The organism is Nocardia sp. CDC160 (assembly GCF_035818795.1).
GTDB lineage: Bacteria > Actinomycetota > Actinomycetes > Mycobacteriales > Mycobacteriaceae > Nocardia.
This window is the reverse complement of record NZ_JAYKYT010000001.1, coordinates 367,078-381,128: the sequence shown is the minus strand read 5'-3', so window position 1 is coordinate 381,128 and position 14,051 is coordinate 367,078. Positions and strand designations below refer to the sequence as shown.

Below are 14,051 nucleotides of genomic sequence, written 5' to 3'. Positions count from 1 at the left end.
TTCGGCATCGGCCACCGCGCGGTCACGGGAAATGTGTGATGCTGGCTGATGGTCCAAGAGCCGAGGAGGATGTACGTGCGTGGTGGCCGCCCAACCGAGGAGCAATTGCGGCGGACGTTCGAGGCGTCATTGCAGGACGCGGTCTCGGGGCGGGGGATTCGCACCGAGACCGGTTTCGACATGCCGACCGAGAACGCGCTGTGGGACATTGCCAGCGCGTATCCCGACGTCACCGACGAGCTGATCGAGGCCGCCCGCCGCGCGTTCGCGGGCCAATTGGACGGCAGCAATGCGGCGCGCTGGCAGGCGGAGTTGGCCCGCAAGATCGCCGAGCGGCAGACCCGGGAACGCTAGCGGCCACCCTCGGCCGAGGAGACGATGACGCGTGACGAATACGCAGGAACCCAGCGCCGAGGCGACCGCCCCGGATTTCGACGGCATGGCCCCGGTCATCGGCGTCGAGGATCCCGAAACGGCCGCCGCCGCAGCCGATTCCGACCCGGACATCGGCTTCAGCATGGTGGCCCCCGAGCTCGACATCCCGGCCCGCGCCCGCCAGCTGGCGCACCGCATCGCCCAGCAGGTGCGCGACCTGGGCCCGGAGGGCTGGGTGCGGGTACGCGCCGCCTTCGCGCTGACCACGACCGGCCAGCGCGTGCGTCTGGCCTTCTCCGACGCGGGTGAGCGCCAGGCGCTGGTGTCCCCGACGCCGGAGCTGCTGACGCTGGTGCGCGAGCACCGTCAACTGTCCGCGGAGCTCGGCGACCCGTGGTGGCGGCTGGAATTGGCGCTCACCGTCGAGGGCGAGCTCACCGTCGACCACGACTACGGCGACGAGCCCTTCCCCGCCGACCAGCTCTTCCCGCCCGCGGACTACCTGGCCGATCTGGCCGCGCACCCCCGCGAGGAACTGCCCACCTGGCTGGCCGCCTACCTCCGCCACGACGACCGCCAGTCCCGCACTCCGCTGCGGGCCGCCGCCGAGGCCCGGGCCGATCGCGAATCCGGTTATCTCCCGGTGGTTTCCGAGCACGACTTCCCGGATTTCCCGCGACTGTGGTCGCGTTGGGCCGCCATCGCCGCCGCCTTCGTCGCCGTCGGCTCGGAGTGGGGCCCGCGCGTGCTGCCGTCCTTCGCCTGGTTCGAGGGCTCGCGTCGTTCGGGTTCCTCGCTCTACATGCTGCCGGGCGGCCGGGCCGTGCTCTCCGGCGGAGTCTGGGGCGCAAAGGAATTGGCGGACGCCTACAACGGTGCGGCGGACTTCCCGCGCCTGTACGCGGGCGCACCGGAATGGGTCGCCAGCCCGGTCCTGAACACCCGTGCCAGCGGCGGCATGCTGACCTTCTGCTACTGGTGGGAGCGCGGCCGCTGGTACCGCGGCGAATCCCCGGCCGCCACCGAGCTGGCCGCCGCCGTGCCCGGCATCTGGACCGCGGCCACCACGGCCGGGGTGATCACCGATCTCATCACCGCCGACCCGTCGGACGAACAGCGTTCCGCGGTGGCCGAATTCGTCGCCGCCGCCGAGCGCCGCGATGTCACGCAGGCCGTGCTGGAGGCGGCCTTCGGATCGGGTGATCTGGATTCGGCCCACTATCAGCTGGCCATGGCCGGGGTCGCGCGCCTGGGCCCGGAACCGCTGCCGGAGCTCGAGGCGCTCGACGCGGTGCGCCATCACGTGCGCACCGAGGGCATCGACACCGCCGCGTATCCGCTCGATCGGCTTCGGGCCGAACGACTTCCGGTCGGCTGGATGGTCTACGTCCCCGCCGAAGCCGAGGAGCCGACGATCGACCGGGCGCTCTACTACGTCGCCGACGACGGGGTGGTGGAGGCAACCACCTCCAGCATGCCCGCGTCGGTCTACCTGCCCGGCCTGGAACGGCGTTTCCGCCAACGGCATTCGCAATGAGCGGGCGTAGTCTTTCGATGCGATGGGTGACTCGAGGAGTGGGGCATGACTGATCAAGTCGACAACCCCTGGGATGATCTTTCCCGGCAGGCACACGGCGGCGGGCTGCAGATCGACGACGGAATCGCCAAGGAGGCAGCGGGTTACGCGGCCGACGTGGTGTACGCACTGCAGCAGGCCAAGAAGAACACCAAGCCGCTGACCGAGTACACCGGCTTCAGCGACAACAACATGCTGCAGTCGGCGCTGAACCTCATGGACCGGTACAAGACGCAGGGCAAGGCCGTCGACGGCATCATCGACCACTACATCACCCTGCTGTCCTCCATGGCCGACACACTGCTCGCGGCGGGCAATACCTACAACCGCACGGATGACCACTCCAAGACCGCGTTCAACGCATTGCTGGCCGCGGCCAAGGATCACGTCACCGTCGTGCCGCTGCCGACCGGGGACACCTCGTTCCCGCAGTGGACCGACACCCCGACCGCGCCGGACGACACCAACTTCGCGCATATGAAGGCCGTCGCGCAGGCCAAGAACGGCCGCTATCCGGACGCGATCGGCAGCGAGGACCCAGGCAGTCACCGGGGCAAGTGGTTCTTCGATGTCCGCGATGGCATCCACGCGGTCGCCGTGACCAATTCCAGCGGCGCGTGGAAGAGCTTGGCGGACACCGTCGATGGCAGTTTCGAAACCCTCACCGAACGCATGAAGCGGATCCAGGAGAGCGGCAGCTGGAGCGGCCACGGCATGGATGCCGCGATGTCCGCCACCGGCCGCTTCGTGGCCGAGGCCTCCGCGTTCACCACGGATCTGCAGGCCATGGCCGAGAGCATCGCGTACTTCGGGAATACCCTGCTGCACACGGTGATCGCGATGGATCTCCCGGCCGCCTGGGACCCGTCCTGGGCCAATACCGACACCGAGACCCAATACGCCAATCAGGGCAAGGCCGCCTTCACCTCCTGGTACATCCCGGGCCTGGCCTATGCCAGCACCTCCGTTCCCCAACTGCACGACCCGACCACGCCGCCCACACAGGACCCCTCGTGGCACCCGCGCAGCGACTACCGCGGCAGCGGTCCGGGCGACCGGAGCGGCGGCCCGCACGGATCGATCTCACCCAGCGGTCCCGGTTCCCACGGCGGCTCGGACGGGAAGAAGCCGGGCGGCAAGAACGACCCCAAGGGTGCCCACCCGGGCAAGGGCGATCCGCGCGACAAGGGCCACCACGACCCCAAGGACAAGGACGGCAAGGACCACGGCGGCAAGGATCCGAACGGTAAGAACCCCGAGGGCAAGAACCCGAACGGCTCGAATCCCGATGACACGGGCTCGAATTCGTCGAATCAGAGTTCCTCGTCGAACTCCGGTCAGAGTTCCGCGATGTCGGGTCTGCAGAGCGCACTGCAGTCGCTGACCTCCTCGGCGTCGCAGAACACCGACCAGAAGAAGTCGCAGGACCTGAAGGACGCGCTCAAGGATTCCCCGCTGACCAACCTGCTCGACGACCTGAAGAAGCCGCTGGGAGGTTCGCCCGGCGGTGGCGGTCCGGGCGGTTCCCCGACCAAGCCGCTCTCGGAGGTGGCCAACGCCCGGCTGTTCCCGCGCGCGGCCGTCGCGGAGGTCGCCGAGGGCAATATCGCGGGCGTCGCACGGGCCGGAATCGCTTCCAGCAGCCCCACGTCCGGCATGGGCGGCGGTATGGGCGGCATGGGCCACGGCGGCGGCGGTGCGCACGGTGCGCAGGGCAAGGAGCACAAGCGCCCCGACTTCCTGGATTCCAACGAACACCTCGACGAGGCCATGGGCACCGCGCCGATCGTCGCGAAACCCGTGGTGGAGGGCTGAATCGGTGCTTCGGACCTGGAAGTTCACCGATCTCGAGTTCCTGGCGCTGTGGGAGGGCCTGGGCGAGGAGTTCCTCCCGCGCCCGCTGACCTTCACCAGCCGCACCGAGTGGTGGGACGACCATCTGGCGAACATGGCGCGGGCCCGCGAGAGCCTGCGCGCCCGCGAGGACGACGACTACGCCGAGGTGCTGCGCGCGCTGCTCATGCCGGATGTGCGGGTAGAGGTGCACGGCTGGGACGGGCGTGATCGACTCTCGGCCTCGGCCAGCATCCGACTGCTCGGTGTCCGCTCGGGCGAGGCGGGTTATCTGCTGGTGCAGCATCCGGGCGAAACCTATGCGCACAGTAGCGGTTTCACGCTGTCGGAGTTCTATGCCGAGGCGCTGGCGGAGCGGATGGTGGCGGAACTGCCGGACACCCCGGCGGGTCGCGACTTCCCGGGCGGGCCGGGCGGCGATCTGGTGCTCGCCGAGACCGAGGACGTCGAGGACACCGATTACGAGTTCGGGCTGTCGCCCGCGCACGAAACCCTGGAGGGGACGGTCGTCACCCGGGCCGCCGACTTCCTGGCCGCCCCGGCCGAGAACATGGGCACCATCGATGTGGTGCAGGGCCGTTCGCGCTTCGGCCCGCGCGGCATCGCTCGGTACCGGCTGGGGTGGCGCGATCTCGAGAACGACGGCCGCTACGTGGTCACCGGCGAGCATCCCCCGGTGGCCGCCGCTGCGGACCGCCGTCGCATGGTCGCCGTCCTCGATACCCATATCGCCGAGGTGGTGCAGGTGATGGCCGATGAGTGAAGGGAACGCGCCCATGGATTCCGCTCCGGACTTCCCGACCGAGTTCACGCTGTCCTCGCGCACCGGTGCGATCGTCGTGACGACGACGGAAGCCGGTCTGCCCCGGGCGATTTCGGTCGATCGCGCCCGCCTGCGCGAGGACCCCGAACTGTTGGCGGCCGAGATCCTGCGCCTGTGCCACCAATCCGCGGCCCGCGCCGGGATCGAGCGGCGCGCGCAGTTGCAGGCGGCCGGGTTGTCGTCCGAACTGCTGGCGCTGACCGGACTGCCGACCGCCGAGGACGTGACCCGCCAGGAATACGTCGAGGAACAGGAATACGAGACCGAACCGGAGAGCTGGCTGCGGCCGATCTGAGCCGGTGCCACGCTGGTGAAATCAAATATCCTGTGCGCCAACATCATCCGGTCGGCCGGGTAACCTGCGCAATACCTGACGTTCACCTGGCTTTTCGTCAGTTTGTGCGCTCTTCGCTGTACCTGGTGAATATCCGATCTGTATAGTTCGATTCGATATGATCTTCCTGATGGGGGTGTCATGACCAACCTCGTTGCCACACCGGACGCGATTCGCGCTTACGGAGACGCTTCGGCCGCCATGGCCAGTGCGGTGGCCAGCGCCGCCGCCGTCGATCAGGTCGCCACGGTCGCCGGTCTCGTGCCCGTCTTCGGTCTGATCGGTCAGGACTTCCTGTTGAGTTACGCGGGCGCGCAGGGCAATCACCTGTCCTCGGTGGCCGAGCTGGCAGCCGTGCACGCGGGCACCGCGGTCACCGCCCACGAGGCGGCCGCGGGCTACCAGGCCACCGACGAGGCGTCGGGCGTCGACTTCCTCTCCTTGTCGCGAGACCTGTGAGTACTCCGCTCGACGGCTCGACCGGGGCGGTCCAGGCCACGCCCCTCGCGGCCACCGGCCAGTCGGTGGCGGATGTCCTGCGCGACACCGACTTCGCCCCGCTGCTGAACAGTCCGGTGGGCGATGTGCTGCAGACGCTGGGCCTGCCCGCGCTGCCGCAGCTGCCGTCCGTGCCGCCGCTGCCCGACATGCCGCCGCTGCCCACCCTGGATCTGACCGCACTCACCAAGCCGCTCACCGATCTGGCCTCCGCGTTCGGCACCGGGCAGCTGGGCCAGGGGTTGGACGCGTCGAAGGTGCTCTCGGGCGTGTCGAGCGCGCTGCAGCAGGTGATGTCGATCGCGCAGTCGGTCATGTCGCTGGCGGGTTCGAACTCCTGGCAGGGCTCGGGTGCGACGGGCGCGGCCGAGAAGGGCGCGGCCGCGCAGACCAATGCCATGGAGCTGGAAGGCCAGAACCTGCACCAGAAGACGGTGATGGCGGGCGCCGCCACCTCGGTGGCCACCGGTGCGGCCATGATGTCGGCCATCATCACCAAGTTCGTCACCGGCGTCACGATCGCCGCACCGTTCATCGGCACCCCGCCCGGGCAGGCCTTCCTGCTGTCCCTGGCCACCGAGACCGCGGCCGAGGCGACCGCGACGGTGGCCAAGACCCGCACCGAGATGACGGTGCACAGCGCCAATATGACCACCGCCGGACAGAAGGTGAAGATCACCGACGCCCCGAAGGGCGTGGACTCGCTGTCCCAGGTGACGCAGCTGCTGAGCGCGATCTCGCCACTGAGCAGCGTGGCCAGCCAGGGCGTGCTGCAACTGCAGCAGCTGCAATCGATCAGCCAGACCTCGGTGGAGGACCCGGCCCCGGAGGCGGAACCGGTTGCCGCCAAGACGGATTCGTCCGGGCTCGGCGGCGGTCTCGCGCCGATGGGCGGGCTGGGCGGCGTGAGCGCGCCCTCGACACCGCTCGGCCAGGCCAGCCCCCGCACCATGAGCTCGACCACCACGACGCCCGCTCCGGCGCCCGTGCCGATGTCGGCCACCGGCGGTGTCGGCATGGGCGGCGGCATGGTGCCGCCCATGGGTGCCGCCGCGGGCGCCTCCGCGCAGGCCGGTGACGCCGACGAAGAGGTGCGCACCAACATGGTCACCGCCGAGCACGGCGACGAGGTGGTGGGCGAACTGGGCTACACCGGTGTACCGGTGGTCGGCGCGGTCGGCACCAACGGCCCACGCCCGGCACAGTGAGCGAAACCCGTTCGATGCCAAGCCGGGTGACGCGATAAGATGCGCTGAAAAGGGAGGGATGATGACCGAATTCAACCTGCGCGGTGTACGTTTCGACGCCGATACGGTACTGGCCGCCGCCGCCGACCTCGAGGCCATGGCCGATCGCCTGGAGTCCGCCCTCGGCGCGGACGGCGAAGCCCTGGCCGTACCCGCCGCCGGATCCGACAAGGTATCCCTGGCCGCCGCCGACACCCTCACCGCGGTAGGCGCGTCCTTCGTCTCCCAGAGCACATCGGGTGTGGACGAACTACGCAAGCTCGCCGCCGTCGTGCGCAGCCAGGCACACACCTTCGGCCAGGTCGAAACCGCCAACGCGGTGGACTTCACCAACCTCTGATCCGCTGATCCCGTGGGATCCCTTGGGCGGGAGCCGAATTCCACTCCCGCCCCCTCACGGGCCTCACCGCGCGGTGATCATGCTCATCTCGCGGTGACCAGACTCATCCCGCGGTAATCACCTGAACAGCCGCCCGCTGCGCAGCCTCACTCACCTCACCAACCCGGAACCCCCGAGCGGTGATGTGCCGCACCAACTCCTCCTCCGGCGGCAACCCATGCTTGTGCAGATAATGCGCCACCGCCCCCGCCCAAACCCAGACCCCATCGGTCCGAAAAGTAAGCGGCACATCCCGATCCCCCGGCGCAAACTCATCCTCCTCGAAACTCCGAGCCGCCAACACAACCGGCGCCGACTCGAGATAAGCCAACACCGCAGTCCGCAAATTCCCCTCCAACACAGCCCGCCCCACCACCGGCCGCCCCTCAGCATCCTTCCCGTCATAGACCTTCGCCATCCGAGGCGGCTGCGGCGGAAGCTTCACGGTCGCTTCAACATTGGGCACGGGCGCAAACGGATTCGGTACCGGTGAGGCGGGCGCAAAAGGATTCGGCGCAGCCACGGCCGGTGCGAACGGATTCGGCGGTGTGGTCTGCGCGAACGGGTTGGGCGCGGGCGTGAACCCGTGCGCCGCGAACCCCGGCGCATGACCCATCCCCGGCGAGGCCACCATACGCGGCCGCGCCAACTGCGCCACCAGTCCGGCCACCGTCGCGGCGAAGGCCAATACCATCGCGACAGCCGCCGCCCAGAAGCCGGTGCTCGAATACTCCCAGAAGTTGACGCCATTCATGGAGAACTCGGCAGTCAGCGCACTGATCGCGTATCCGAAAATGATTGCGGCGGCAGTCCCGCCGCACGCACGCATGGCCGGATTGCGCATGCCACCTCCCGCCAGTAGTGCGATGGCGATAACGAGCACGGCAAGCAACCCCAGCACGAACTGCGCGGCGGGCAACGGAATCGACCCGTCACCCATGCTCCACACGCTCGACGTGTCACGATGTCCTGTCATCATCGGCAGGCGGGATGCGAGGAGTGCCACCACGGTCGCGATAAGCAGGAACACCCCTGTGACCCGGTCCGCCGCACCACCCGGCGGCGTGCTCGTCCCTTGCACGGCACCATGTTTCGATATCACCGCATCCCGCAACGTGGTCACCAATGCCGCACAGGCGACCAGCATCACCAGCGTGACCACCCAGAACCCCGGCCCCTGCGAGGTATCGCCCCCATCTCTCTGGGCATAGCCCGCAACATCTCCCGACGCGATCTGCACCATCAGCCCGGCAGCGAACGCCGCTGCCCAGAACAACAACGCCCGTCGCGCGCCCATCCCCGCGGCAAGCAGCACACCTACCACTCCGGCGATGATCACCATGAGCGCATACGGGACGGCTGACCAATAGAAGACGTTGTCCCCGGCCTGACTCCCATGCCCGACGCTCTTCCAGACATACATGTCCCACGAGTTGCCGTTCCACCGATTGGTCGCCATCGGCAGAAACAACACCGCCACCGTCAACACGGCCGCCGCGATCAGCAAGAACCCGGTGATCCGCCCGACATTCGGCGCCCCGGTCACCTGCCCCGTCCTGCCTGGAGCCGACTCGGGCCCACCGGCGAGCCCGTCATTCCGCATGTAGGCCATACCTTCTCGCGTCCCTCCCACTACCTGATTCACATCCATAGCCGCGTCGAAGTCACCTCATCTGCGGCAATCCGGCCCCACGCTATCCACAACCCCGCCACCAGCGCGAGTTGCGCCCCGACCGCACCCCCGGCAGGGTCAGTGCATCCAAACGGATCGGGGGCGCTCAGATGACAATCGTTTCGTGGCAATGGCCCCTGGTGTTCGCCCTCGTCCTGATCCGCCTGCTGGCCCCCGGCTGGCTGATCATGCTCACCCTCTGGACCCTCGGCCTCCCCGCCTTCATAGTCTGCGCCCCACTACTTTTCGCAGCCTCCCTGTCCACCCCCGACCAACACCCACTCATCCGGCTGGCCGACCTCCTCCTTCTGACAGCTGCCTTTACAGTCCCCGACGGAGGCGACAACAGCGGCTACCACATCCCGCTGCTGACTCTGCTGAAGGGCAACCCTGAAATCGACGAAAAGAACCTGCTAGGTAGGGCACTCGTCTGGACCGGCACAGCCAGCGCCCTCGCCTACGCCGCCATACTCCTCATCCTCTGGGCCAAGATCGCCGAAGCACACGGCTGGATCACCCTAGGCTTCACCTAATTTCGACCAAGGGGGTTGTCTACCCTGCGAACATGAGGATCCGGATTGTCGACGCATTCGCCGATCGGCCGTTCACGGGCAACCCGGCTGCGGTGTGCCTGTTACCGGCAGGTCCGTGGCCCGTGGACGGGTGGATGCAGTCGGTCGCCGCCGAGATGAATCTCTCCGAGACCGCCTTCGCACGCCCGGCTTTGCCTGGGGCCGCACATGATTGGGACCTGCGATGGTTCACCCCCACCCAGGAGATCCGCATGTGCGGGCACGCAACCTTGGCCACCGCCTATGTGCTCGCCGCAGACAACTTGGCCACCGGCACGGTCAGATTCGACACCCTCAGCGGCATACTGTCGGCGAGATTGCGCGGTGACGGCGCAGTAGTGTTGGACTTTCCCGCGAGCCCGTTGACAGCGATCGAGCCGGAGCCCGGCCTGCCCGCCGCGCTCGGTGCCCAGCCATTGGGCGCCTACGACACTGATGCCCTCGACGACATCGTGGTCGAACTGGCGAGTGAAAATGTCGTGCGCACTTTGGCTCCCGACATGACCGCACTGATGAAGCTGAAAACCAAGGGCGTAATCGTGACCTCATTAGCCGACGATCCCAATGGCGCCTACGCCTTCGTATCCCGTTGCTTCGGCCCGCAATTGGGCATTCCGGAAGACCCGGTCACCGGCAGCGCACACACGGCACTCGCACCATTCTGGACCGCCCGGCTAGGCCGTACCGCGCTGACCGGACTACAGGTTTCGGCTCGAACCGGTCTGGTCGGTACCGAAACAACCGGCAACCGCGTGCTTTTGACCGGCAAAGCGGTAATCGTGCTCGACGGCCAATTGCATGCCTGATCCCGAACGGCCAGTTCGCTGGGAGCGGGACCTACGACGGCAACCCCATCTCGACAGTCACCAGGCTACTGCGAGCGTTTCAACTGGGCGGCCCGCTCCCTGATCTTCCGATCGAACTCTTCCCGCTGTCGCGCCGCATTGCTGCCGTCGAGCTGCCCGGCGAAGGCGCCGCGTGCTTGCTCGACAAGGTCCTCACTCGCGTCCGGATGCGCACGGGCAATCGCATTGAGCGCGTCTCGAGTAGATCGGTCGAGTCCGGTATGGGTCCGAACGAGTCGCCCTTCCAACGCGCTCGCGAGCACCCGCTCGAAAGTCTGCTCCAGCTGCTCTGCTGTCTTATCTCTGCGCCGCGTCACCAGTCGTCCGCGCGGATCCGTCCGGGCGTCAAGTCCTCCAGGTCTTCGACGTCGGTGAACGTCATCACCGGTTCGTTGTGCTGTTGTCGCTCAGGAGAATTCGGGGGAGCGGTCGAGGCGGGGATACGGTCCGGGATCTCTTCCGTCAGGTCCGGCAGTCCGTCGATCAGGTCCGACATCTTCGGCATGCGTCCGCGACGTTCTTGGATCGGGGCGGTGAGTTCGGCGCTCTTTCGGGCCAATTCGGTCGCCGCGGCCTGGGCCGCCTCGGTGACGGCCTGCGATAGCTCGTGGAGCGGCAGCCCTTCCAGGTCGTCATCGAATCGAGTCTCGATGACGATTCCATCCGCGTTGAGTACCACCGTGACCCGCTTCTGCAGCGCGTATCCGGTTGCCAAGAGCTGGGCTCGCTTCTGCTGGATGTCGGTGAGTATTCGCATCTGCGCCTGAAACTCATCGATCATCGACGCCAGTTCGCCCTTGATGAATTCGTTCGCCATCGGGCTACTTCTTGAAGGCATCGGCGTTGCTCTTGTCGGTGTTGTCGTGCAGCTTGGCGGCATCCTGCTGTGCAGTCGAGTGACTGTCGGACTTGCCCGCGAGTTTGTCGACGAGTGTCGTGAGGTTGTCTCGCGACGAGAGATATCCGTTGCCGCCGTCGCCCTTCGCGAACTTCTCGCCGTACTCGTCGTCTCCCCACGGCTGGCCCTTGCCGTCCGACGCGGACTCCAACGCACTCAGAACTGCGCGGACACGATCTGTGACCTGCGCGGCCTTGGCTGCGGCCACTCGCTGTAGCTCCGGATCGACTTCGACTTTTCCGGTCATAGCGGTTGGTTCCTCCCCTTGTCGTGAATGTCGTGACGCTATCGCCGAGCGCCCGTGGCGGCAATAGGAAATCTACTCGGAGCTCACTGACTGCTTCGGTCGCGATAGCGCTGCGTGAACCCGGCGATATAGACATTCGGTGGCACCGAGGACGAGGAGGCTTCGATCACTCCGTCGTCGGCGATGTAATAGATGGCCCGGCCGAGCATGATCTCCCCGGGTTGGGTCGGCACATAGACCATCCAACCGGCGTCGATTCGGTCCGCGGTCAACTGGTCCAAGTGATACCCGGTGGTATCGGCACCGCTGTTCCGAATGTGCCTGCGCACCTGCTCGATTGCGTCGATGCGAGACAGCGGCGGTAGCACCACGAAGGTACGCAGCCCGGCGAGCGAGAACTGATTCAGTGCGGCATCCACATCGAAGCGCGTGGGATCGAAAGCGGCGGAAATGGTCTCGAAGGTGACGACTCCCGCCTCCGCGGCCGCCACCAGGGTCGCGACGGCGGTCCTCGTGAGGTCACTCACAGGCTGTTCGGTAGCACCCGCAAGCACGTCCACGATGATGTCCACCGTAGCCTCGGCGGTCCAGACCCCCGGCACAGCTTCGGCCAGACCTTGACCGGCCGGGGATTCGCCGCGGTACCAGTTGCCGTTCTCCCACCAGTAGCAGAACGACAGCAGGCCCGAGACCGCTCTGGGGTTGAGAATGGCGTCGGTGATCCAATCCGGTGCGCCCGCATAGAGTTCAGGTAGCGGCTTGCCCTCGTTGTAGGCCGCGTCCAGCGCCGGTGCGTTCCACACGCCACCGGAGATCACCGCCCGGTCGCCCGGCAGTACGTAAAGCGTGCTTCCGCTGCGCTGGGAGCCCTCGAACCACGCGAGTGCGGGCAGGATGCGCGGACCCTGTGCCGAACCGATCGCCGCGAACGCGGCCGCCATCGCGGTCCATCGAGCCCAAGTCAGCTGCAGCGGAGGGAAATCCGTCGTGCTCACCTCTCCGCGGATCCCCTTGCCGCGGTCGATGCGGGCCTGTTCGGCCGCGACCCGTGGCGAACGCTGCTGCCTGCCCTCGTTGCCGACGTAGGCGGCCAGCCATACCGGTAGACGGTCGCGCGGGTACTGCTGAAGGTCCGCGCGATAGGCCTCGGCGGGAAAGAGCTGATCGTCGGGAAAGGGCTCGTCACCGTAGTCGTAGTCGGTCTGGATCTGGCCAGCGTTGGTGATGATCAGCCGCATGCGCCACCACGGCCCGGCTGGGAGTTGTGCGGCGATTTCTCGCTGCTCCTGCACGGCCAACAGGGTGGCTTGCGAGGGTTCGGCGCGCACACCGCGTCCGTTCGCCGAGTAGGTCACATTCCACGCTTGCGCGGCGACCGTCCAGGCGAAGACGGCATCGATGCGCTCCCAGCCCTCGGGTCCGTCGGCCGCGAGCTCGCGGGCGACCCGATGCGTCAGTTCGCGTGCCTGCTCGGTGATCTGCTTCTCATCGACGACCGCACCGGGCCCCGGATGGGAGACGACCTCGAATTCGGGAGCGCTATCACCGCTGGCCTGTACGAACGACGACATGAATTCCTTGAAGAATTCCTCGTCCCTAGCTCCGTCCTGCGGCTTGCTCACGATGTCGCTCCCCTCGTCGACCGGGCGGTGCGGCTGCCCGTTCGGATACGCCTGCGACCCTACACATTCGCGAGGGGTGTTTCAGATCCGGCCGTGGTGGTTGCCGCGAATTCACTCGGTGGGCGGGCTGATGCGTCCGGCATCGGTGATCCGCAGGGCACCCAGGCCGTCGAGAGCGGGATCGCCGGAGATCGCGACGTCCCAGCCGCTCTCGGTCCGCTGGGCACGAAGTGTGGCAGGCGCGGTGTTGACGCCCGCTCCCATGAGATAGAGACGCACACGATCGGTGGCCTCTGATTCCGAGATGCCGTCGGGCAGTTCGGCGTGCACGGGCCAGTCGCGGCTGGAGAAACCGAGACGGGCGATTTCACGCGCTCGGCGATCCTCGTTGTCCTCCTCGGTTTGGTTCCGGAGGAGGATCTTCCAGACCGGCTCCCGCTTGTCCCAGCGATAGAAGTACCGCTTGCTCGTGGCGAGAAGACTGACGGTGATCCGTGACGGGTTTTCCTGCTTCGCCATCTTGATGGTTCCGGCGTGACCGTGCTGCCGAGGTAGGAACAACGTGTACGTCTTGTCGGGGGTATCCGCCCTGACACGCTCGATGGCACTCAAGGGTAGATCCGCGAAGCGCCGCGCCAACTCGGCGATATTCGATGTCGAGCCGGGCAGAGTCAGCTCGGCCGCGACCTTGTGAACCCGGCCATTGTGTCCCTTGTCGAATCGATTGAAACCTTCACCGACCAGCTCGGTTTCGCTCCAGTATTCGGAGCCGGACTCGGCTGCGATGAAGCCCGCGCCTTCGAGTAGCGAGAGCATTTCACGGGCACGGCGACGCCCATGAGCGGCAACGGCTGCGGCCTGCTTGGTGCTGATCGGGTGGAGCGTGGACGACCAACCACCGCGATAGCCCGTCGATTCTTCGGGCTCGATCACGGCGTTGCCATGGGGAATGAACCACAGCGATCGCATGGTGCCACCCCTTTCCGAGGCTGCTGATTGATAGCCGGTCCGGATCTCCAGGTTGCCGTTCGGCGACTTCTATGGCAGCGTAGCGCAAGATCATCGACTGTTCGTTCGTGAAAACACCTGGTGGACAGTTGAATAGCTGA

The 14,051-nt window shown here is 67.0% G+C and carries 16 protein-coding genes; 10 read left to right on the top strand and 6 right to left on the bottom strand.

Annotated elements, in window-relative coordinates:
• Positions 1–75: 75 nt before the first annotated feature.
• From VMT40_RS01785 to VMT40_RS01750, 8 genes are all read left to right on the top strand, one after another.
• Positions 76–354 (top strand): hypothetical protein, encoded by a 279-nt coding sequence (locus tag VMT40_RS01785; RefSeq protein ID WP_326356234.1) that lies wholly within the window; start codon positions 76–78, stop codon positions 352–354.
• 31 nt (positions 355–385) lie between these two features.
• On the top strand, positions 386–1,912 hold the full coding sequence (locus VMT40_RS01780; RefSeq protein ID WP_326356233.1) for a hypothetical protein: 1,527 nt from the start codon (positions 386–388) through the stop codon (positions 1,910–1,912).
• 45 nt (positions 1,913–1,957) lie between these two features.
• Positions 1,958–3,766 carry a hypothetical protein gene (locus tag VMT40_RS01775; RefSeq protein WP_326356232.1) on the top strand — a complete coding sequence of 603 codons (1,809 nt, stop codon included), beginning with the start codon at positions 1,958–1,960 and terminating at the stop codon, positions 3,764–3,766.
• Positions 3,767–3,770: 4 nt separating this feature from the next.
• Positions 3,771–4,568: an ESX secretion-associated protein EspG gene (locus VMT40_RS01770; protein WP_326356231.1), complete on the top strand. Its 798-nt coding sequence runs from the start codon at positions 3,771–3,773 to the stop codon at positions 4,566–4,568.
• Entirely contained in the window at positions 4,561–4,923 is a 363-nt protein-coding gene (locus VMT40_RS01765; protein WP_326356230.1) for a hypothetical protein, read from the top strand. The genes VMT40_RS01770 and VMT40_RS01765 overlap by 8 nt, the downstream gene beginning before the upstream one ends.
• A 180-nt stretch (positions 4,924–5,103) precedes the next feature.
• Entirely contained in the window at positions 5,104–5,421 is a 318-nt protein-coding gene (locus VMT40_RS01760) for a type VII secretion target (RefSeq protein WP_326309530.1), read from the top strand.
• A complete protein-coding gene (locus VMT40_RS01755; protein ID WP_326356229.1) occupies positions 5,418–6,668 on the top strand; it encodes a hypothetical protein in 1,251 nt (416 codons plus the stop codon). Before VMT40_RS01760 ends, VMT40_RS01755 begins: the two co-directional genes overlap by 4 nt.
• 61 nt (positions 6,669–6,729) lie before the next feature.
• Positions 6,730–7,047 carry a PE family protein gene (locus VMT40_RS01750; protein WP_326356228.1) on the top strand — a complete coding sequence of 106 codons (318 nt, stop codon included), beginning with the start codon at positions 6,730–6,732 and terminating at the stop codon, positions 7,045–7,047.
• 103 nt (positions 7,048–7,150) lie between these two features.
• On the opposite strand, the gene VMT40_RS01745 is transcribed toward VMT40_RS01750, so the two are convergent.
• On the bottom strand, positions 7,151–8,632 hold the full coding sequence (locus VMT40_RS01745; RefSeq protein ID WP_326356227.1) for a hypothetical protein: 1,482 nt from the start codon (positions 8,630–8,632) through the stop codon (positions 7,151–7,153).
• Positions 8,633–8,868: 236 nt separating this feature from the next.
• On the opposite strand from VMT40_RS01745, the gene VMT40_RS01740 reads away from it, so the two are divergent.
• Positions 8,869–9,291, top strand: a complete 423-nt coding sequence (locus VMT40_RS01740; protein ID WP_326356226.1) for a hypothetical protein — start codon at positions 8,869–8,871, stop codon at positions 9,289–9,291.
• Between the two features lie 32 nt (positions 9,292–9,323).
• Positions 9,324–10,136 carry a PhzF family phenazine biosynthesis protein gene (locus tag VMT40_RS01735; protein WP_326356225.1) on the top strand — a complete coding sequence of 271 codons (813 nt, stop codon included), beginning with the start codon at positions 9,324–9,326 and terminating at the stop codon, positions 10,134–10,136.
• A gap of 65 nt (positions 10,137–10,201) precedes the next feature.
• On the opposite strand, the gene VMT40_RS01730 is transcribed toward VMT40_RS01735, so the two are convergent.
• The 5 genes from VMT40_RS01730 to VMT40_RS01710 form a co-directional block, all read right to left on the bottom strand.
• Positions 10,202–10,492 (bottom strand): hypothetical protein, encoded by a 291-nt coding sequence (locus VMT40_RS01730; protein ID WP_326356224.1) that lies wholly within the window; start codon positions 10,490–10,492, stop codon positions 10,202–10,204.
• On the bottom strand, positions 10,489–10,992 hold the full coding sequence (locus tag VMT40_RS01725) for a YbaB/EbfC family nucleoid-associated protein (protein ID WP_326356223.1): 504 nt from the start codon (positions 10,990–10,992) through the stop codon (positions 10,489–10,491). The genes VMT40_RS01730 and VMT40_RS01725 overlap by 4 nt, the downstream gene beginning before the upstream one ends.
• 4 nt (positions 10,993–10,996) lie before the next feature.
• Positions 10,997–11,320 carry a WXG100 family type VII secretion target gene (locus VMT40_RS01720; RefSeq protein ID WP_326356222.1) on the bottom strand — a complete coding sequence of 108 codons (324 nt, stop codon included), beginning with the start codon at positions 11,318–11,320 and terminating at the stop codon, positions 10,997–10,999.
• An 83-nt stretch (positions 11,321–11,403) separates the two neighbouring features.
• Positions 11,404–12,942: a hypothetical protein gene (locus tag VMT40_RS01715; RefSeq protein WP_326356221.1), complete on the bottom strand. Its 1,539-nt coding sequence runs from the start codon at positions 12,940–12,942 to the stop codon at positions 11,404–11,406.
• A gap of 111 nt (positions 12,943–13,053) precedes the next feature.
• The gene (locus tag VMT40_RS01710) at positions 13,054–13,911 is read right to left on the bottom strand and encodes a hypothetical protein (protein WP_326356220.1); all 858 of its coding nucleotides are present in this window, start codon (positions 13,909–13,911) and stop codon (positions 13,054–13,056) included.
• Positions 13,912–14,051 lie beyond the last annotated feature (140 nt).